The organism is Pseudomonas thivervalensis, assembly GCF_001269655.1.
In the GTDB taxonomy this organism is placed as follows: domain Bacteria; phylum Pseudomonadota; class Gammaproteobacteria; order Pseudomonadales; family Pseudomonadaceae; genus Aquipseudomonas; species Aquipseudomonas thivervalensis.
On record NZ_LHVE01000019.1, the window covers coordinates 1 to 19,127 of the forward strand.

General features: G+C 62.1%; 17 protein-coding genes. 6 read left to right on the forward strand and 11 right to left on the reverse strand.

Features of this window, described 5'->3' with window-relative positions; genetic code table 11:
* On the reverse strand, nt 1-2,924 hold a 2,924-nt coding region (locus tag AD659_RS24435; protein WP_169788904.1), incomplete at its 3' end, for a DUF6531 domain-containing protein.
* Nucleotides 2,925-3,500: 576 nt separating this feature from the next.
* Here AD659_RS24435 and AD659_RS24440 point away from each other — a divergent pair.
* The 6 genes from AD659_RS24440 (at nt 3,501) to AD659_RS24465 (ending at nt 9,416) form a co-directional block, all read left to right on the forward strand.
* Nucleotides 3,501-4,124: a CDP-alcohol phosphatidyltransferase family protein gene (locus AD659_RS24440; RefSeq protein WP_053125751.1), complete on the forward strand. Its 624-nt coding sequence runs from the start codon at nt 3,501-3,503 to the stop codon at nt 4,122-4,124.
* Between the two features lie 10 nt (nt 4,125-4,134).
* Entirely contained in the window at nt 4,135-5,892 is a 1,758-nt protein-coding gene (locus tag AD659_RS24445; RefSeq protein WP_053125754.1) for a bifunctional alpha/beta hydrolase/class I SAM-dependent methyltransferase, read from the forward strand.
* Nucleotides 5,892-7,235, forward strand: a complete 1,344-nt coding sequence (locus AD659_RS24450; protein ID WP_053125756.1) for a phosphatase PAP2/dual specificity phosphatase family protein — start codon at nt 5,892-5,894, stop codon at nt 7,233-7,235. The genes AD659_RS24445 and AD659_RS24450 overlap by 1 nt, the downstream gene beginning before the upstream one ends.
* Nucleotides 7,225-7,680, forward strand: coding sequence for a hypothetical protein (locus AD659_RS24455; RefSeq protein WP_053125758.1), 456 nt, complete (start codon nt 7,225-7,227; stop codon nt 7,678-7,680). The genes AD659_RS24450 and AD659_RS24455 overlap by 11 nt, the downstream gene beginning before the upstream one ends.
* 181 nt (nt 7,681-7,861) lie before the next feature.
* A complete protein-coding gene (locus AD659_RS24460) occupies nt 7,862-8,482 on the forward strand; it encodes a lysophospholipid acyltransferase family protein (protein WP_053125760.1) in 621 nt (206 codons plus the stop codon).
* 1 nt (nt 8,483) lies between these two features.
* The gene (locus AD659_RS24465; protein WP_053125762.1) at nt 8,484-9,416 is read left to right on the forward strand and encodes a phosphatidate cytidylyltransferase; all 933 of its coding nucleotides are present in this window, start codon (nt 8,484-8,486) and stop codon (nt 9,414-9,416) included.
* Between the two features lie 102 nt (nt 9,417-9,518).
* Here the strand turns inward: AD659_RS24465 and AD659_RS24470 are convergent, their stop codons facing one another.
* The 10 genes from AD659_RS24470 to AD659_RS24515 all read right to left on the reverse strand — a co-directional run bounded on the left by AD659_RS24470 (nt 9,519) and on the right by AD659_RS24515 (nt 19,126).
* Nucleotides 9,519-10,394 carry an MBL fold metallo-hydrolase gene (locus AD659_RS24470; RefSeq protein ID WP_053125763.1) on the reverse strand — a complete coding sequence of 292 codons (876 nt, stop codon included), beginning with the start codon at nt 10,392-10,394 and terminating at the stop codon, nt 9,519-9,521.
* Between the two features lie 282 nt (nt 10,395-10,676).
* The gene (locus tag AD659_RS24475) at nt 10,677-11,834 is read right to left on the reverse strand and encodes a glutathionylspermidine synthase family protein (protein WP_053125765.1); all 1,158 of its coding nucleotides are present in this window, start codon (nt 11,832-11,834) and stop codon (nt 10,677-10,679) included.
* Nucleotides 11,835-11,846: 12 nt separating this feature from the next.
* Nucleotides 11,847-12,548: a DUF1190 domain-containing protein gene (locus tag AD659_RS24480; protein WP_053125766.1), complete on the reverse strand. Its 702-nt coding sequence runs from the start codon at nt 12,546-12,548 to the stop codon at nt 11,847-11,849.
* Nucleotides 12,549-12,567: 19 nt separating this feature from the next.
* Nucleotides 12,568-12,996 (reverse strand): DUF350 domain-containing protein, encoded by a 429-nt coding sequence (locus AD659_RS24485; RefSeq protein WP_014340424.1) that lies wholly within the window; start codon nt 12,994-12,996, stop codon nt 12,568-12,570.
* Nucleotides 12,997-13,011: 15 nt separating this feature from the next.
* A complete protein-coding gene (locus tag AD659_RS24490) occupies nt 13,012-13,674 on the reverse strand; it encodes a DUF2491 family protein (RefSeq protein WP_053125768.1) in 663 nt (220 codons plus the stop codon).
* The gene (locus AD659_RS24495; protein ID WP_053125770.1) at nt 13,661-14,695 is read right to left on the reverse strand and encodes an ion channel; all 1,035 of its coding nucleotides are present in this window, start codon (nt 14,693-14,695) and stop codon (nt 13,661-13,663) included. The genes AD659_RS24490 and AD659_RS24495 overlap by 14 nt, the downstream gene beginning before the upstream one ends.
* Nucleotides 14,696-15,004: 309 nt before the next feature.
* The gene (locus AD659_RS24500; protein ID WP_053125773.1) at nt 15,005-15,703 is read right to left on the reverse strand and encodes a PspA/IM30 family protein; all 699 of its coding nucleotides are present in this window, start codon (nt 15,701-15,703) and stop codon (nt 15,005-15,007) included.
* A gap of 22 nt (nt 15,704-15,725) precedes the next feature.
* A complete protein-coding gene (locus AD659_RS24505; RefSeq protein WP_003205989.1) occupies nt 15,726-16,307 on the reverse strand; it encodes a YjfI family protein in 582 nt (193 codons plus the stop codon).
* 362 nt (nt 16,308-16,669) lie between these two features.
* Nucleotides 16,670-17,503: a YfaP family protein gene (locus AD659_RS24510; RefSeq protein ID WP_053125777.1), complete on the reverse strand. Its 834-nt coding sequence runs from the start codon at nt 17,501-17,503 to the stop codon at nt 16,670-16,672.
* A 3-nt stretch (nt 17,504-17,506) separates the two neighbouring features.
* On the reverse strand, nt 17,507-19,126 hold the full coding sequence (locus AD659_RS24515; RefSeq protein WP_053125780.1) for a DUF2300 domain-containing protein: 1,620 nt from the start codon (nt 19,124-19,126) through the stop codon (nt 17,507-17,509).
* Between the last annotated feature and the right edge of the window lies 1 nt (nt 19,127).

A 19,127-nucleotide genomic window follows, 5' to 3' on the forward strand; every position in this document is an offset into this window, starting at 1 on the left:
GGCGTGTAGTCCAGCTGATAGTGTTCGCCGGATTCGTTTTCGATCTCGGTCAGCAACAGCCGCGCCGAATCGTAGCGATACTTCAGCTCGCTGCCGTCGGGGTTCAGGCGACGGCTGACCAGGTGCAGGTCGTCGGCGTATTCGTAGCGGGTGGTCCGGCCTTGCTCGTCGCGCTCGGCGATGACCTTGCCGTAGGCGTTGTAGCTCCAGGCCCGGGTGGCACCGGTGGGCAGGGTCACTTGCAGCAGGCGGCCAACGGCGTCCCATTGATAATGCGTGAGGCCGCCGTGTTCGTCCCGGCGGCTGAGCAAACGTCCCAGGGCGTCGTAGGAAAAAGACCGGCGACCGCCGTCGGGCAAGACCTCTTCGGTCAGTTGGCCCAGGCGACTCCAGGTGAAGCGATGTTCACCGCCGTCCGGGTCGTACCTTGCCAGCAGTTGCCCATGGGCGTCGTAGGCATATTCCGTACGCTGGCCGTCGGGATCGATGCTGGCGATCACATCGCCCCGGGCGTTGCGGCGGTAGGTCCACACGGCCTTGCCGCGCTGACGGGTGTGTAGGAAACCGTTGCGGTATTCGTAGGACGTCGGCGCCTCGTCTGGAGGAATCAGCGCCAGCAGCCGTCCGACATCGTCGTAGCGGTATTCGCGGACCGCCCCCAGCGGGTCCTGTTCGGCGATCAACCGGCCTTGTTCGTCATAGGCCTTGAGGTGCTCGCCGCCGTCGGGCTCGACCTTGCGCACCAGCCGCGCCCGGTCGTCGTGGACATACACTTCCTGGCTGCCATCCAGGTGCTGCACCGTGACGCTGCCGTCCTCGCCCCAGGTGTAGCGGCTGTCCATCTGCGCAAACGAGGCCCAATGCCGTACGCAACGGGACGCCGGCCCGACGCCTTGCCACTCCCAGTAGAAACTCGCGCCGCCGGCCAGTTGCCGCTGGAGAATGACGTGCCGGTCGTCGTAGTCGTAGCGTTCGCTTTCACCGGCGGCATTGGTCGCTTCGATCAGTCGGAAACGTCCGTCGTAGCGGTAGGACACCAGCGTTTGTTCGGTCCGCCAGGCGTCGTCGAGGGTGATGGCCGGGTGGAAGCTCTGGTAGTCGACGGCGATCAGGTGACGCTGTTGATAGCGCAGGCGCAAGGAACGCCCGGCGCCGTTGTCCAGGCGGCTGATGTCGCCGTGGATGTTGCGTTGAACGCTCAGGCGGTTGTCGTAGCGGTCGCTGAGGGCGATCAGGTGGCCGTCGCGAAAATGCAGGAACGGCGCGTTTTCGCCGGGTTGGGCGACGATCAGTTCGTCCGGCTCGGTGCCCAGGTAGATCGCCGCCCGGGCCAGGCTGTTGTGGATCGCCGGGCGCTGGGTGGTGGGCAGTGGAAAGAGCGTGCGACGATTTTCCTGGTCGACCCAGGTGACCTGCTCGCCGTCGAGTTCCAGGCGATGGGCCAGGGCATGGCTCCAGCCGCGCCCGAGGCCGATGTCCAGGTCCGCGGCACTGGTGCGGTACAAACGGGTGAAGACGAACGGCAAGCGGCCGTCGAGGGTGCCGTCGTCCAGGGTCAGCAGTTCTTCGCCAGTGACCATCGACACCGGGCAGCCGCTGGTCTGGGTCTGGGCCGCAGTGTCGGCGCTGTCGCCGTTGGGGTTTTTCGATTGGGCGGGGGCGTCGTCGTGGGGTTCGTATTTGCTCAGCCTCGTAGCAGCCTGGGATTTTTCCCGCACGATCGGGGCCGGGTTGCTGACCGACAGCGGCGCGGAGTCTCCAGTGCTGATCTGCAACGGTCTGACGGGCGTCGGTCCCACCGACGGTCCTTGACCGGCGATTACTACCGGCTTCAGTACATCGGCATGTTTGTTGGAGCTGTCGCCACCGAGTTGTCCGAGGCGTTGACTCGATGCCTGTAGCCACTTCCGGGCGCGTTCCGAACGGACATGGCGCAGCACTTTACCGCTCATGCGCAGTCCCACGCCCAGGCCACCGGTCACGCGCGCCAAGAGGAAATTGATCAGAATCGAGGCGCGCATTTCCCCCAGGACTTCGGCCATGTACTGGGGCGGCAGCATCCGCAGCCAACTGGTGAACGCCGCGGTGTAAACGAAGAGCAAGGGCTCATCGCTCAGGATCATCAGTCCTTTGGCAATCGCCTCGGATGACGCCTTCAGCAGTTGCTCAAGCTCGACCTCGGTGAGGTATTCCAACAATTTTTCACTGTTGGCCTGTAGGTCCGCCAACAGATCGAAGACCTGTGTTACGTCGTCCCATAGCCCAAACAGGGCATTTTCAAAGCCGCGTAGCTGGGCTTCCTGCAATGCGTTGAAACGCTTTACAAAACCGCTCTCGGAAGACGCCTTCCACAAGGGTTGAAACTCGTCCCACTCCGCTTTCAGCCAACCTTCGAGTTCGACGATCTCGTGCTGGTAGGACGCGTACAGCGCCCGGACATGATCGGTCGTGATATTTGGAAAAAAACTGATCCGGTAACGCTGGCCGCGGTCGCATTCGGACACTTCCAAAATGCCGCTGGGACCAATGACATGAGGGATCGGATCGCCAAACGTTTCCTTCCCCAGCTCGCCCTTGATGATCGGCTTCAACACCACTGGCGTGTCGCCGATCGGCACGAAACGCGAGGCCTGGAACATGTGCACCAGTGTCAGCGGGCCTTGTGCCGGACACGTCGCCACCACGGCGCTGACCTGTTTGCCACCGTCTTTCACGGGTGCGAGCGACACCTCCTTGCCGACTTTAAATACCTGCTGAATGTCCAGTGTCCGACCGGCCCAGAATCTTTCCGCCCAACTGTCGTAGTCGCCCAGGCAGTGGCGAAAGTCCTGCAGTACTTCCTCGACGTCGGGCGAGTTCATGGCGGCCAGGACCAGCGAACCAATGGCACCGGTTAATGACGGGATCTTGTCAGGGAAACGCATGCAGGCAGCTCGCGGCGCAGGAGTGGGCGCGAGACTGTGCCGGGGATGACAGGAGAAATAAGTCAGTGAAAGAAGCGGGGCGTGTAGGGCAATTCTCTAATTAGGCCAACGTTGCCAGGATTCCGAAAAATCCTTTGGGATGCGGGCTTGCTCGCGAATGCGGTGGGTCAGCTGCTATTGATGTTGACTGACACTCCGCTATCGCGAGCAAGCTCGCTCCCACAGGCTCCCCTTAACTTAAGGCGGCGTGAATCATCGTGGCGAGGGCGCTTGCTCCCGCTCGGCGGTGTAGGAGCTGGCGAAGCCTGCGATCTTTTGATCTTGTCGACTCAATGGGCTGCGGAAAGATCGCAGCCTCGCTTCGCTCGACAGCTCCTACAGGGCCCAGCGGGAGCAAGCTCCCTCGCCACAGGGTCAGCGTTTTTTTCAGTTTCCTAGGTGTCTGGCGCAGATAAATGCACAAATAGATGCCTACCCGCCCTCATTCTCAAGAAATACCCGCCAGCAACCCTTCAACCTATCGTAATCTCCCACCTGTATACGCCCAGCCCCGCCACCGGCCGAGATCTCACCCCGATGCCCTCCATCTACCAACTCAAGCCCGCCTTTCAAAACCTGCTGCGCCCCATGGTTCAACGCCTCTACAACAACGGTGTCACCGCCAACCAGGTCACCCTGCTCGCGGGTATCGTCTCGGTGTTGGTGGGGGCGCTCATTGCCTGGTTCGCCAACCATCCGTGGGTGTTCATCCTGGTGCCGGTGTGGATGTTCCTGCGCATGGCGCTGAATGCCGTGGACGGGATGCTGGCGCGGGAGTTTGGCCAGCAATCGCATCTGGGCGCCTACCTCAACGAGCTATGCGATATCATCGCCGACGCTGCCTTGATCCTGCCCTTTGCCCTGTTTGCCGATACCAGTCTTCTGCTCGTGTTGTTGGTCACGCTGTTGGCGTTGTTCAGCGAATACGCCGGCGTGCTGGGGGCGATGGTGGGGGCTTCGCGGCGGTATGACGGGCCGATGGGCAAGAGTGATCGCGCCTTTGTGTTTGGCGTGTTGGCGACCGGTATTGCCCTGGGTTGGCTCGGGGCACTCTGGGTAAATGGTGTGATGGCGGTGGTTGCCGCCCTGCTGGTTTATACCTTGGTCAATCGGGTCCGTCATGGCCTGGGCCAGGTGACGGAAAACGCTCCCTCAGCATAAGGAAGTTGCAATGCGCGAAGCCCAACACCGGACATTCACCACCCACGATGGCGTGGAACTGTTCTACCAACACTGGCCGGCTGTCGACGTGGCAGCGGGTGAACCTCGCCAGGCTGTGTTGTTGTTCCATCGCGGTCATGAACACTCCGGGCGCATTGCGCACCTGGTGGATGAACTGGGCCTGCCCGGGTTCGACTTCTTTGCCTGGGACGCCCGTGGCCATGGCCAGTCGCCGGGCGAACGGGGCGACAGCCCGAGTTTCGCCACCAGCGCACGGGACGTGCAGACCTTCTGCGACCACATCGGCGCCGCGCATCAGATCGACGAGTCGAACATTGCCGTGGTCGCCCAAAGCGTCGGCGCGGTGATCGTGTCCACCTGGGTTCACGACTACGCACCGCGCATTCGCTCGCTGGTGCTGGCATCGCCGGCCTTCAAGGTCAAGCTCTATGTGCCGTTCGCCCGGCCGGGCCTGGCGCTGATGCGCAAGTTTCGCGGCAATTTCTTCGTCAACAGCTACGTCAAGGCGAAATTCCTCAGCCATGACCCGGAGCGGGTGGCGTCCTACGACAGCGATCCGTTGATCACCAAGGCTATTTCGGTGAACGTGCTGCTGGGCCTGTATGAAGCCGCCGACCGCGTGGTGGCCGATGCCCAGGCGATCCAGGTGCCGACGCAGTTGCTGATCTCCGGCTCGGACTTCGTCGTGCACCGCAAACCCCAGGAGCAGTTCTTCGAACGCCTGGGCAGCCTGCACAAGGAGAAGCACATCCTGCCGGGGTTCTTCCACGACACCCTCGGCGAGAAGAACCGTGCGCCAGCCATCGCCAGTGCCCGCCGCTTCATCCTGCAGAACTTCGCCCGTCCGTTGGAGCGCCCTTCCCTGCTGGACGCCGACCGCCTGGGCGCGACCTGCGCCGAAGCCGAGACCCTGGCCACGCCGCTGCCGCACAACTCGCTGCGTGACCTTTACTGGCGCATGACCCGCGCCAGCATGCGCTTTGGCAGCAAATTGTCCGCCGGGGTGAAACTGGGCTTCGACACCGGGTTCGATTCCGGCAGTACCCTGGATTACGTCTACCGCAACCGCCCCACCGGCACCTCGGCGCTGGGCAAGATGATCGACCAGAACTACCTCAACTCCATCGGCTGGCGCGGCATTCGCCAGCGCAAGTTGCACGTCGAGGAATTGCTGCGCCTGGCGATGGCCGAGTTGCGCGCCCAGGACCGCGAGGTGCGCATCGTCGACATCGCCGCTGGTCATGGCCGCTACATTCTCGAAGCGCTGCAAGGCGTCAGCCCGTTGCCCGAATCGATCCTGCTGCGCGACTACAGCGACATCAACGTGCGCGACGGCAGTGCGCTGATCGTCGAAAAAGGCTTGGGCGACATCGCTCGATTCGTCAAAGGCGATGCCTTCGACCGCCAGGACCTGGCGGCGCTGGAACCGAAACCGACCCTCGCCGTGGTGTCCGGCCTGTACGAGCTGTTTGCCGATAACCAGATGGTCGGCGGCTCCCTCGCCGGCTTGGCCGAAGCCGTGGAGCCTGGCGGTTTCCTGGTCTACACCGGCCAGCCGTGGCACCCGCAACTGGAACTGATCGCCCGCGCCCTCACCAGCCATCGCGCAGGGCAAGCCTGGGTGATGCGTCGACGTACCCAGGCGGAAATGGACCAATTGGTTGAAGCGGCGGGCTTCCGCAAGATCACCCTGCGTGTCGATGAATGGGGCATTTTCAGCGTTTCGCTGGCGCAGCGAGTGCAGTAATGAGCGCCGTCATCGCTCCGGCCCGCGAACCCGCACTGTTGAAACCGGCAGTGCTGTGGCTGCTGTTGTTGGCGCCGCTGTTCTTCACCACCTACGGCTTCGCCACCTGGGTCACCGCCCAGCGTGACGACGTCGGCACGCTGGTGTTCGCCTGGGAAAGCCACATGCCGTTCATGGCCTGGACCATCGTGCCGTACTGGTCGATCGATCTGCTGTACGGCCTGTCCTTGCTGTTGCCCACCAGCCGCGACGAACTCAAGCGCCACGCCTTGCGCCTGCTCACGGCCCAGGTGATTGCGGTCAGTTGTTTCCTGCTCTGGCCGTTGCGCTTCACCTTCCCCCGGCCAGAAATGGATGGGCTGTTCGGGTGGTTGTTCGAGGTGCTGGCGGGCTTCGACAAGCCGTTCAACCAGGCGCCGTCGCTGCACATCGCGTTGCTGGTGGTGCTCTGGGTCTGTTACCAGCGGCATCTGCAGGGTTTCTGGCGCTGGGTGATGCACGGTTGGTTCGCGTTGATCGGCGTGTCGGTGCTGACCACGTATCAGCATCACTTCATTGACCTGCCAACGGGTGCGTTGGCCGGTTGGTTGTGTGTCTGGTTGTGGCCGCTGGATCGACCGAGTCCGCTGTTTAGTGCACGTCTGGCAGCGGATCCTGCGCGCCGACGCCTGGCCTTGCGTTATGGCCTGGGCGCGGCGGCGCTGTTCGTCCCGGCGTTTGCCTGGGGCGGCGCGTGGCTCTGGCTGATCTGGCCGGCGGTGGCGGTGCTCATGGTGGCGCTGAATTACCTGGTGTTCGGTGCCGATGGCTTCCAGAAACGTGCCGATGGCCGCTTGAGCCCGGCGGTGCGTTGGTTGCTGGCGCCTTACCTGGCGGCGGCGTGGATCAATTCCCGCTGCTGGACGCGCAAGCATCCGCAGCCGGACCAGGTGGCGGATAATGTCTGGCTGGGGCGAATTCCTACGCCGATGGAACTCAAGGACAGTACGTTTACCGGGGTGCTCGACCTCTGCGCGGAACTGTCCATGGACAGCACGAATGTCGCCTATCGTTCATTGCCGGTGCTCGACCTGACGGCGCCGACCGCCGAGCAATGCCTGAAAGCGGCAGAGGCCATCGAAAGCCTGCGCCAGCACGGGCCGGTGCTGGTCTGCTGCGCCCTGGGCTATTCGCGCAGCGCCACGGCGGTAGTCGCCTGGTTGCTGCACAGCGGCCGGGCGGCGAGTGTCGATGCGGCTATCGTGCAGATCCAGCGCGTTCGACCGCGTATCGTCTTGCATGCGGCGCACCGTCGGGCACTGGAACAATTATCCACAACGCTGGGGAATGCTCATGATCAGTGATATGGAGCTCCACACCGTGGCGAGCCTGTTGCGCCGGGGTCATTCGCTGGACCAACTGTCCACGGGGCTGACGCTCCTGGCGGCGCTGCTGGGGTTGGGGCAGTGGTTGGCGGGCGTGATCGATCCGTGGTTGCTGCTGTTGAGTGCGGCGCTACTGGTGCTCGGTGTGCTGGAAAAATACTGGGCGCTGCGCGTGGCATTTGACGCCGATCTGTTCCAGCGCATGGCGGACAGCACCCACTCCCTGGCCGAACGCACCTATGAACTGGATCAAGCCCTCACCGCGTTAGGGCTGCAACCCGCCGAACGCGCCGGGCGCCTGTGGACCGAACGGCGGCACGGCGCGTTGTTGCTGCTGCGCCGGCAATCGCGGTTGCTGGCCGTACAAATTGTCCTGGTGCTGGGCTTCATCCTGGCCAGTCCCTGGTTAGCGTCAGGTCTCTAGATAGTTTTTGTGTGTAGGAGCTGGCGAAGCCTGCGATCTTTTGATCTTGATCTTTTGCTCTCGACTCAATGGGCAGTGGAAAGATCGCAGCCTCGCTTCGCTCGTCAGCTCCTACAGGGCCCAGCGGGAGCAAGCTCCCTCGCCACAGTTATGCTTATGTTTCTCAGGACAAGGAATCCTCATGTTCGAACCCGTGGTCGCCAACCTCATCACCTCCGCCGCCCGCATGGTCACGGGCGCTCGCAGCCTGTGGCTCGGCTGTGCGCCGACGCCGGTGCAGCGGATCTACTTCGCCAACCACAGCAGCCACGGTGACTTCGTGTTGCTCTGGGCCTCGCTACCGCCGGCGCTGCGCAAGCTCACCCGCCCGGTGGCGGGGGCCGACTATTGGCAAACCAGCCCGGTGCGTCGCTACATCATCAACCGGGTGTTCAACGGCGTGCTGGTGGACCGCGAGCGCAAGGACCCCGCGTACAACCCATTGCAGCCGATGCTCGATGCGCTGGAAAACGGCGACTCGCTGATCATCTTCCCGGAAGGCACGCGCAATCCGGAGGAAGGCCTGTTGCCCTTCAAGAGCGGGATCTATCACTTGATGAAAAACCACCCCGAGGTCGAGGTGATCCCGGTGTGGATCGCCAACCTCAACCGCGTCATGCCCAAGGGCCGTGTCCTGCCGCTGCCGCTGTTGTGCACCACCAGTTTCGGTGCGCCGCTGTGCATCGAAGACGGTGAAAGCAAAGAGCAATTCCTTGAACGCAGCCGCGCCGCGCTGCTGGCACTGGCCCCGGAGCACGTCTGACATGGATCGATATACCCTGATGTTGTTTGGCGGGATCGGCGCGATTCTGGTGCTGGCTTCGCTGATTGGTTTCATTCTCAGGCTGCGGACCAAAGGCGCACCGAACTCGGTGATCGACAACCTCAACGCTCGGATCAATGCCTGGTGGATCATGGTGTTGGTGATCGGCGTGGCGTTCTGGCTCGGCAACGCGGCGGTCATCCTGTTGTTCTACGCGGTGTCGTTCTATGCCCTGCGGGAATTCCTGACCCTGACACCGACCCGGCGCAGTGACTACCCGGCCCTGGTCGCGGCGTTCTACCTGGCGCTGCCGCTGCAATACCTGTTGATCTATTACGACTGGTACGGGCTGTTTTCGATCTTTATCCCGGTGTACGTGTTCCTGCTGCTGCCGATCCTGGCGTCCCTGGGCGGCGACAGCACGCACTTCCTCGAACGTGCTTCGAAGGTCCAGTGGGGCTTGATGATCGCGGTGTTCTGCATCTCTTTCGTCCCCGCGCTCCTGACCTTGGACATCGCCGGTTTCGAAGGTCGCAACCTGTTGCTGATCGCCTACCTGGTGATCGTGGTGCAGCTGTCGGATGTGTTGCAGTACGTCTGCGGCAAGCTGTTCGGCAAACACAAGATCGCACCGAACCTGTCGCCCTCGAAAACCGTGGAAGGCTTTGTCGGCGGCATTTTCCTGGCCTCGTTGATCGGTGGCGCGCTGTGGTGGATCACGCCGTTCAATCCCTGGCAGTCGTTCCTCATCGCCTTGCTGATCAACCTGCTGGGCTTTGCCGGCGGCATTGTCATGTCGGCGATCAAGCGCGACCGCGGCGTCAAGGACTGGGGCCACATGATCGAAGGCCACGGCGGCATGCTCGACCGGCTGGACTCGGTCTGCTTCGCCGCGCCGATCTTCTTCCACCTGGTGCGGTACTGGTGGACCTGAAAAAGCCTGCGGCGAACCCCTGAACCTGTGGGAGTCTGTGGTGAATATCTAACCTGTGGGAGCAAGCTCGCTCCCACAGGTGTGTGTGCCCAGACGGGTGGCTTAGCGGTGGGTCGACGGCATGGCCGTGGAATCAACACGGACGGCACGAGCCTGACGGGTAGCGTGCTCCCACTCCCTGGCATCGTGACTGCAAAAAATCTCGAGATGCCCGTTCTGGCCCAAGGCCAGTTCCCGCAGGCGGTCCTGGTTGCGCATTCGTGCCGGGCGGTCGGTGTCCATCATGTACTGATAGAACGTCAACCCCGGCGGGCAATGCCGCTCGGGCTGATGAACTTCATCATGGAAGAAATACGCATCACCGGCATGGAGCATCCAGCCGTCCGGCGTTCGCAGGGCGATCCCGGCGTGGCCAGCGGTGTGTCCCCGGAGCGGCACCAGGAAAATGTCCTCTTCTTCGGCCCCGACCAACGCGCGCACCGAGTCAAAACCGAACCAGGTGTCGCCTTCGGTGGTGTAGAACTCCCAGTTGTCGACGCCCTGCCACTGGCGCGCCTGGAATCGTCGGCGACTTATCCAGTTATCGGCGCTGCGCGCCATCGCCATCTCGTCGCGCATCACATGCACCCGGGCCTGGGGGAAATCCTGAAGTCCACCGGCGTGATCGAAATCCAGGTGCGTCAGCAGGATATGGCGCACATCGCTGGTATCGAAGCCCAACCGGCGCACCTGCTCCAGCGCGGTGAGGCGATGTTCGAACTTGATGTTGTTGAACGCCCGGAAGAATCGGCTGAGCCGTTCGGGCGTCTGAACATCCCGCTGGCCAAAACCGGTGTCCACCAGGACCAGGCCATTGCTGTCGGTTTCGATCAACAGGCAATGGCACACCAGGCACGCCGTCAATCCCCGGCTATACCCATCGAACAAGGCCCCGCCCACTGGACACATGCAACCGCAGTTCAGGTGGTGGATATGCATGGGGCCTCCTGTTACGAATGGCGTGCCAGTCTGTGGATTTTCATGGACTCTTTGAAAATCGACAGGGAGGTGGCCGGCGCAATTCCGCAAAGGCGACAGGCGGTGGCCATGCCTGGCCAAGCACATTCACCTTGGGAGCTTGAGCAGACCGTAGGAGCTGTCGAGTGAAACGAGGCTGCGATCTTTCCCCAGACACTTGAATCTCAAGCGAAAGATCAAAAGATCGCAGCCTTCGGCAGCTCCTACACAAGCGCAGCGGGAGCAAGCTCGCTCGCCAGTGTATTAATCAAGAATCAAGTGCGGCAAAAACCGGCTCGAATCCTTGGTGATCAGGCTGTTGTCTTCCCGCACGCCGATGCCGGCCGCCTGGTCGCCGATGACCCAGGAGCCGATCAGCGTGTAGCTGTCGTCAAACTTCGGCAGTGGCGCGAATTCCTGGAGGATGAACGGCGCGTCGGTGTAGGGGCCGTCTTCCTTGACGATCAGGCCATCAGCGGTCTGCAGCTCGATGTTGGCGCCTTCCCGGGAAAAGAACGGCTTGCGCACCCAGCCCTTGGGCACCGCTTTGCTGGTGTCGGTGTCCAGGTGGGCGGCGAGCAGGTTCGGGTGGCCTTTGTTGAATTCCCACAGCAGCGGCAGGATGCCTTTGTTGGAGATGATCGACTTCCAGGCCGGCTCGAAAAACTGCGTATCGCACCGGGCAATCGCCTCACCAAATGGCTCGTGGAAGATGAATTCCCAGGCGTGCAGCTTGAACAGGTGCGGGATCCAACGTTCTTCCAAGTCGACGAAACGCCCATCGCTGTTGAGGCCGATGTCTTCGATATCGATGTGCCGCGATTCAATGCCGACTTTTTCCGCGATCAGGCGCAAGTAATCCGTGGTGCCCTTGTCTTCCACCGAGCCTTTCATCGAGGCGAAATAGAACGGCTCCTTGAGCTGCAACTGGGCAAAGGCCTGGTGCAGCTTGGTGTCGATGCTGTTGAACTGGTCGGCATGGGCCGGCAGCACGCCGCGCGCGATGCATTGCTCCAGCCAGCCCCACTGGAACGCCGCCGCTTCGTAGAGGCTGGTCGGCGTGTCGTAGTTGAGTTCCAGCAGCTTGGCGGGGCCCGTGCCGTTGTAGGAGAAATCCATGCGCCCATACAGGTGCGGGTGGCCTTCCAGCCATGAAGTGCGCACCAGATCGAAGAACGGCGCGGGAATGCTCAGGCGCTCCAGCAATTCTTCGCTCTGGACCACGCGCGCCACAAGGTCCATGCACATCTCATGGAGCTCGGTGGTCGGGTCTTCCAGATCGTCCTCGATCTGCCTGAGGGTGAACTGGTAGTACGCGCTTTCGTCCCAATAGGGTTCATCGTCGATGGTGTGGAACAGAAAGCCGAGTTGCTCGGCGGTCTGTTTCCAGTCAGGACGTTCTGCGCAATGGATCTTCTTCATGGCCCTGGTTCCTTAGCCGCCGGAGCTGCTCGAACCGCCCCAACCGCTGCGGGCACTGGACTTGCTGCCGAAGCCACCGCGAGAGGTGGACGACGCGACGGACATCGCCTTGCTGGTTTTGATGGAGTCGGTGTAGCTGCCGTACCGCGCCTGGTTGGACCGGGTAAAGGTCGAGCCGCTGGAAACCCGCTGGCTGAGCGTCGAGGACCCGAAGTTGCCGCGATCATCGCGGTAACGGTAGACCGGCTCGGAGTAATAGCTGCTGCGGTTGCCGCTCAGCATGTTGCCGATCAGCATGCCGGTCAGCAGGTTGCCGAAGCCTGAACCACCGACGTTCGCTTCCGAAGCCGGCAACTGGGCCCGGGCGGCATCGACCTCGGACTGCGTGACTTCACCATCGGCGTTCAGCTCGAAACCACCCAGCTTGGGAAGGAACTTGCCGGCCGAGTCCTGCTGGCACCAATCGGGCACGAAGTCGGCATCGCAATCGGCCTGGCTATCGTACGTCGGCGCGATGCGACGATGCTCACCCATGGCGGTCATGTAGGCGTTGGCGCAAATGTCCACCGGCAGCTTTTCATCGACACATTGCTGGACGGACTCGAAGTTGTACTTCTTCTGCAACTTGTAGGTTTTTTCCGTTGGCCCGCAGCCAGATATCGCCAGGGCGACCGACGCGGCCAGCGAGAGCTGGACGTACTTGCTTCGTTTCATCGGGATCTCCGTGGCGCAATCAGTTTGTGGAAGGCGTCATGCACGCGGCGTTCAACATGCCGACGCTGATGGCCACGGCGGCGATGTAGATACCCGCGGCGATTTCACCGTTCTTGATGCGCGCGGAAGCACCCTTGAGCACCAGGCTGGTCACCAGGAACGCCAGCAACTGGACGACCGCGGCGATCACCGCCCAGACGACGAAGTCGAGCATGCTGATCGAGTAGGCAATCACATTGCTGGCCGGAATGGCGAAACCGATGACGGCGCCGCCCAGGGCGATGGCGGCGGCCACGTTGCCCGAGCGGATCAGTTCGAATTCCTTGTGCGGCGTGACGCGGGTGTAGATGAACTGGAACAGCGCGAACAACACGGCGGCACCGAGGATGTACATGACAAAGCCAAGCACGGCGGCTTTGTTCAGGGAAATGGAGAGTGCTTCAAGCATGGACTTCTTCCTTATTCAAAGAGTGTTCAGGTCAGTGGTGTACAGCGAAATACCCAGCGAAGTGCTCAGGCTGACGGTGCCTTCGGCGTCCTCTTCGACGGAGAACAGCAGGAACTCCCGGCGATCCGTCAGGCCGGTGTCGCGGGCGTACAACATCGAACGGTGCTCGACACTGTAGGACTCTTCCGGATTGCTCACGCGCTCGCTCATTCCCACCAGTTCGGTCTGGCCCGCCTCGGTGCCCCATTCGCGGGTGTACTCGACACCGTCGTGGGTGTAGGTCGGCAGGCCGATCAGGCTTTCCGGGCCGGCGAGGCGACGCAATTCCGCTTCGCTGTTGATCGTGACGTAGCTGAGGTAGTTGAACAGGATCACCGACTCGACCTGCCCGGCGATGTCGCCGCTGGTGTGCACTTGCAGCCAGTAGTCTTCGTCGTTCATGTAACAGCGCGACAGCCAGTTCGACTGCCCGAGGTCGACGATGCCCAAGCTCCAGATCTGTTGGTTACCCGGGATGACCACGCTGCTGTTGCCGTCGAGCAACAACTTGAGCGTGGTATCGAACATGACCTGCTTGCCGGAGGCCAGACCCAGCGGCCCAACGATGGGCGCGCTATTGCTGGCTGTCGTGTTCGCATTCGGGGCCTCAAGCCCCATCAACTGTTTAAACCACCCCATGGGAAATTTCCTTGAGACGCGCCGAGGCGATATAGAAGAGTTCGCCGCCCACCACACGAGTGGCGCCGGGCGGGTTGATCGATGGGTGTCGGGCACCTTTGGCCCGATAGCCGATCAGCGTAGCGTTGTGCTGCTCTTTCATCCGGGTGTAAAGATCGCCAAACGTCGCTTCAAACGCCTCGGGCAGCTTCATCAGGTACTGGGTGGCGCCTTCGCCGACACAGAGCAATTCATTGATGACCACCGACGAGCCCGGGTCCTGGGAAGCACGCACCAGCATTTCGATCGCCATGCTGGAGGTGCATTCCAGGCTCGGCGCATAGGCGCTGGCGAGGGCGGCAATTTCGCTGTCATTGAAATGGGCGACCACATGTCCGACAGGTCCCAGTCGATTGACCGCCAGCACGGTGGCCAGGGTCAGGTCGTCGGAATGGGTGCGCACCAGCACGCGTTCGGCACCCGGCACGCCGGCGCGCTGCAACAGGGCGACGGAGGACAGGCTGTCGCCCTTGATGTAGGTGGCCTTGCCGGGCATGGGATTTTCTTCGAGATCGCAATCGCAGATGACGATCAGGTTGTCATTGGACGTTTCGTCCTGCAGCAGCAGTTCAATGACCCGCTCGCTGGAGGCACCCTCCCAACCGATGAGCACCGTGTGGCCGGCCTTGCCAGTGAAATCGCCTTTGCCCTTCATGCCTTTTCTCCATACATCGATGACGCTGCTGGTGGTTTTGCCGATGACCGTCGTCAACAGGGCAATGCCCCCGAGCATGATCCAGGTCGCCACGAAAATTCGTCCGGCGGAGGTCTGTGGCAACAGGTCGCCATAGCCGACGGTGAGGGTGGTGGTGAGATAGAAGTAGATAAACGTGGCGGCGGCGATGAGGTGTTGCTCGCCCAAAAGCACCAGGCCGATCCAGGCCGTGGACAGGTGCACGCCCAACGCAATGGCCAGGCCCGCCCAGCCGAACCGATGGAAGAAGGACGAAGCGTACGTGCGCAACAGAAGGAAAATCGACATTTCGTCCCTGACTCCGTGGGGCTTGGTTCCTGGCGGGATCATCGCTCGGGCGCCAGGGGGCGCGAGCGTAGTGGCCGGACAGCATTAAACCTGTTGCGCGGCTTGGATAAAAGTACCTGCCTCACAATTAAATCCATGACGTGCCGAACACTATTGTGGCGAGGGAGCTATGTAGGAGCTGTCGAGTGCAACGAGGCTGCGATCTTTCCCCAGACACTTGAATCTCAAGCGAAAGATCAAAAGATCGCAGGCTTCGCCAGCTCCTACAAAGTCCAGCACGAGCAAGTCCCTCGCTACGAGCTTGACCGATTACTCAGCCGATTTTTTCTTCAAGCGCTCCAGGATCGCATTGGCGCTGCCTTCGTTCGGCGTGATGCCGGCATCGCGCAGCTTGCGCTCCAGGTCGGAGCCGGTCGAAGCCTCGGCCAGTTCGTCCTGGGCTTGCAGCTCAGCGGCGCGTTGCTGTTGCTTGGCTTGCAGGCGATTGAGCGTACCGACGGCGGTTTCCAACTTGCCATTGGCGCCGCCACTGGCGATCGAAGCGCTGACCTGGGCCTTCTGCACGCTTTCGCGGGCCTTGGCCATGTCCACTTGCTGACGCAGGCTCTTGATGCGGCTTTCGGCCTTGGTGATGTCTTTGCGCATGTTGTCCGCGTAGCCGCCGAATTCGGTCGCGTGCTTTTGCTCGGCGTCCAGTTCGGTGGTCAGGGTCGAAATGGCTTCGGCCACTTCCAGTGCCAGGTCTTCGAGGTTGGCCTGGATCGCGGCCAGGGCCTTGGCTTCCAGGTCCTTGATCTTGGCGTTGTATTCGCCAACACGATCGGTTGCCAGCTTGTGCTTGGCCATGATGGTGACCAGCTCACGCTTGGCATTGGCCAGCGCGCTGTCGGCATCGCGGATTTCCTGGTCGAGGATGCGCAGGGCCTGTTGATCGACGATCGATTCGCCGACTTCGCTGGCACCGCCACGCAGTGCGGTGAACAACTTGCTCCAGATGGACTGAGTCATTGGATGGTTCCTATTCGGCGAATTAGATGAAGAAGCGTTCGAACGCTTCGCTGGCGCGCTGGACGTTGTCGACGAGGGTTTTGACCTCGGTGACGACGTTGGTCAGGCTGGAGTCGGAGCTCAGCGCGCCGAACATGTTGTAGACGACCTGTCCGTTGGGCATGGTCTCGATGCCGATGGACGACAGCGGGAACATTTCCCGGCTGCGCAGCACGGCGTCGTTGAATGCCGCCACGTCGCTGATCGACTCGACGTCCACCAGGACGGTATCGACGATGATCTGGTCGCCGACCACGGCGATGTAGATCGGCAAGCCACCGAAGTCATTCATTTCCAGCTTGATGCTGGACTCGGAGCCTTGGACGAGGGAGAGGGTGATGTCGTTCGCGACCACTTCGTCCAGGGCCTGAAGGGCGCTGTAGAGGCGATCGATGTTCCAGTTATTACCTGCGCTCATGTAATCCTCCGACATGAATGAGCCAGCCAGAATCGGTTGGCGTAGCTGTTTCTCCATTTGCTTGAGCAGGCTTCGGTTTTCAGGAAGCACCCAAGTCTCGTGTTTCACATACCCGGCGGCACTCAGGCCCGCGCGCATCTGCTTCATGTAGAAGCTCGACGGTTTTTTCGCCGAGGGTTTGGCGCGCTCTCCCGTGCGGCTCGCTGAATCGGTTACAGACCCGTCTGGCGGATCTGATGGAGAGCTGGTTGACATGCTACTGACCCCACTGTGAAAAACTCACGCGTGAGAAACACTACAGGTACTTTCCAAACCTCACAATAGCTCACGCGTGAGATTTTTTGTCACAAATGCTCCCACAGAAAACACGCCGTAGGAGCTGTCGAGTGCAACGAGGCTGCGATCTTTCTCCAGACACTTGAGTCTCAAGCGAAAGATCAAAAGATCGCAGCCTGCGGCAGCTCCTACACAAGCCCAGCGGGAGCAAGCTCCCTCTCCACAAGGGTTGCTTACGGATAGCTAAAGCTTTTGACCAACGTCAGCTCGCCCACCGCCCGCATCGGCACGACGAAGGTTTCCATCTTCTCGTTCGGTGTGCCTTCTTCGGTGATCACGGTGACTTGTGCGGTGGTCAGGGCTTGTTGCGCTTGTTCTCCACCGCCCTCACCTTCCTCGCCGTCGTCCTGATAGCGATAACCGCCGCCGTAGTAGTTCACATACACCAGGTATTGGCCTTTGATCGGCGCGGGCATGGCGAAGATTTCCGGGCCGTAGCCGGTGGTGACGTCGACGTCGAGGGCGGCGCCGTTGGCGGCGGCGCGGTCGCCGTACCAGATGTGGGCACCGTCAGGGGTGACCAGGTGCAGGTCCAGGTCGGTGCCGTCGCTGTCCCAGGTCAGCAATACACGCAGCTTGGCCGGTGTGGCGCCGCCGCTGGTGTTGAGGAATTGCGTGCGGTGGCGCTGCTGGCCATCGGCGCTGCGCACTTCAACGCTGTTGCTGCCGTTGGGGAACGAGAACGGCCGGTCGAATCGGCCTTCTTCATCCAGTTTCAGCGGCAGGCTCACACCGTTGACGATCAACTGACCCGGCGCGTTGCTGTCCTTGGACGCGCCCTTGATCTGGCCGGTGATGCGCGCGGTGTTGGCCTGGCCCGGGGGCGTGTTGACCGACGAGGCCGGGTAGTTGACGGTCTGGCTGAAGCTTTCGCCTTCACCGCCCGGCGCACCGCTGCGCCAGCCGCCAATAGGGGTGTCGAGCTTGATGGAGTCGGCGGCGGTGGCCAGAGGCAACGCGGTCAGGGCGCAGAGCAACAGCAAGACCTGTGGATAACGGAGTGTCATGGTCTATTCCAGCAAGAGGTGACGGGCAAGCCCTTCGATATAGGTTTCGTCCTGGCCGTTGGGGTGAGCTTCGAAGGCCAGGTGCAAATATTCATGCGTCAGGTCGAGACGATCCTGCAGCGACAGCACGCCGCGCACATAGATGCGCTGGCGTTCACGGTCGACATAAGGCCGGCCGAAAGCGACGCGGCAGACGGCGAAAGCGCTGATTTCGTTGTAGCCCACTTCACGTTCCAGCCGCTCACGCCAGCCCCGGCGCTGCTTCAGCAGCCAGTCCTGGGCGGCGGGCAGCGCTTCGCAGGACGCCACCGGGTTGTCCCAACGGCTGAGGCTGGCGCGCGGGTAGGCGTGCAGCAGGATGGCGTCGTAGCGTTGGCCGGCGTTGGCTTGCTCCACGGCTTGCGCCCAGGACAATTTGTCCGGACCTGGCTGGTCGGAGTGGTAGGTGACATCCGTGCCGGCCAGGACCAGGTCGCTGGTCCAGGCGGCAATGGCGCGAGTTTCAGGCGCCGCCGGACGGGGCGCGACGCGCTGGCGGTGACTGCTGTCGTCGATGCTCAGGCAATCGCCGTTGCGCTGGGCGTTTTGCAGCAGGTAGGTGCGGATCGCCACCGCCAGGGCCTTGGCCGCTTCAGCGGGCTCGGCCTTGGCTTCGCGTTGCAGGACCCGGGCGACGTACTCCTCGCGGTCCAGGCGCGCCACCAACTTGCCGGGCATCAGGAACAATTCGCCGTCGCTGTGGATATCCAGTTGGTTGCCATTGGTGAATTCGACGCGGTAGTCACCGCGCAGTTGACCCGGCGTGGCCGGGCGCTCGCCGGCCATCACCCGTTGCAAGGGATAGCGGGCAAACAGGCCGACTTCCACGCAACGCCCGGTTTCCGCCGGCCAGCGCGACGGCAATGCCGCCGCCAGACCTTCGCCGTAGACCTTGAGGACCTGCTGGCTGGTGCCGCGACCACCGGCCCACACCGGCGTGCCATCGGCCAGCCACCCGGCAAAACCGCCCTGTCGCGAGGAAGGCCCCTGGTCACCCAGCCAGCTCCAGGTCTTGACCCGCAAGCGACTGCCTAATTCGCCAACCAGTCGCCCGTCCGCCGCATTAAGCACCACATCCAACAGCACTCGTCGGGCCTGGTCCTGGGCCGGCAGCATGGCCAGGGCCTTGAGCAGTTCCGCGACCGGCACCTGCGTCTGGGGTTGCAAGGTCGGCAGGTCCAACAACCAGGCCGGCGCCTGGCGGGCCTGCCAGTAATCGCGCCAGTTCGAGGCCGACAGCCCGAGCCGCTGCGGCTCGAAATACAAGCCACAGGATTTCACCAGCGCCTGGTCACGACCGATGCTCTGCCCGGCAGTGCAGCAATAGACTTCTTCCTTCGACTCGCCGCGGCACTCATAGACCGGCTCGCGAGCGTCGGTGTCCACCAGCCAGGCGTAGACAAACAGCTTCCACAGGCTGCCCAACGGTGCCTGCAACGTGTCGGGCAACGGCTGGCGATCCAGCACCTGGGTTTGATTGACGCGCAGCAACTGACCGTCGAAGGCCAGGCGCAACGGCTCGTCCTGCGCTATCGCCAGCGCAGGAATCAAGCACAACAACCACCAGCTCCAAGGCCTGCGCATG

Coding starts and splice junctions, on each gene's coding strand:
- AD659_RS24440 (WP_053125751.1), top strand. CDS start 3,501: ATGCCCTCCATCTACCAACTCAAGCCCGCCTTTCAAAACCTGCTGCGC.
- AD659_RS24445 (WP_053125754.1), top strand. CDS start 4,135: ATGCGCGAAGCCCAACACCGGACATTCACCACCCACGATGGCGTGGAA.
- AD659_RS24450 (WP_053125756.1), top strand. CDS start 5,892: ATGAGCGCCGTCATCGCTCCGGCCCGCGAACCCGCACTGTTGAAACCG.
- AD659_RS24455 (WP_053125758.1), top strand. CDS start 7,225: ATGATCAGTGATATGGAGCTCCACACCGTGGCGAGCCTGTTGCGCCGG.
- AD659_RS24460 (WP_053125760.1), top strand. CDS start 7,862: ATGTTCGAACCCGTGGTCGCCAACCTCATCACCTCCGCCGCCCGCATG.
- AD659_RS24465 (WP_053125762.1), top strand. CDS start 8,484: ATGGATCGATATACCCTGATGTTGTTTGGCGGGATCGGCGCGATTCTG.
- AD659_RS24470 (WP_053125763.1), bottom strand. CDS start 10,394: ATGCATATCCACCACCTGAACTGCGGTTGCATGTGTCCAGTGGGCGGG.
- AD659_RS24475 (WP_053125765.1), bottom strand. CDS start 11,834: ATGAAGAAGATCCATTGCGCAGAACGTCCTGACTGGAAACAGACCGCC.
- AD659_RS24480 (WP_053125766.1), bottom strand. CDS start 12,548: ATGAAACGAAGCAAGTACGTCCAGCTCTCGCTGGCCGCGTCGGTCGCC.
- AD659_RS24485 (WP_014340424.1), bottom strand. CDS start 12,996: ATGCTTGAAGCACTCTCCATTTCCCTGAACAAAGCCGCCGTGCTTGGC.
- AD659_RS24490 (WP_053125768.1), bottom strand. CDS start 13,674: ATGGGGTGGTTTAAACAGTTGATGGGGCTTGAGGCCCCGAATGCGAAC.
- AD659_RS24495 (WP_053125770.1), bottom strand. CDS start 14,695: ATGTCGATTTTCCTTCTGTTGCGCACGTACGCTTCGTCCTTCTTCCAT.
- AD659_RS24500 (WP_053125773.1), bottom strand. CDS start 15,703: ATGACTCAGTCCATCTGGAGCAAGTTGTTCACCGCACTGCGTGGCGGT.
- AD659_RS24505 (WP_003205989.1), bottom strand. CDS start 16,307: ATGAAGCAGATGCGCGCGGGCCTGAGTGCCGCCGGGTATGTGAAACAC.
- AD659_RS24510 (WP_053125777.1), bottom strand. CDS start 17,503: ATGACACTCCGTTATCCACAGGTCTTGCTGTTGCTCTGCGCCCTGACC.
- AD659_RS24515 (WP_053125780.1), bottom strand. CDS start 19,126: ATGCGCAGGCCTTGGAGCTGGTGGTTGTTGTGCTTGATTCCTGCGCTG.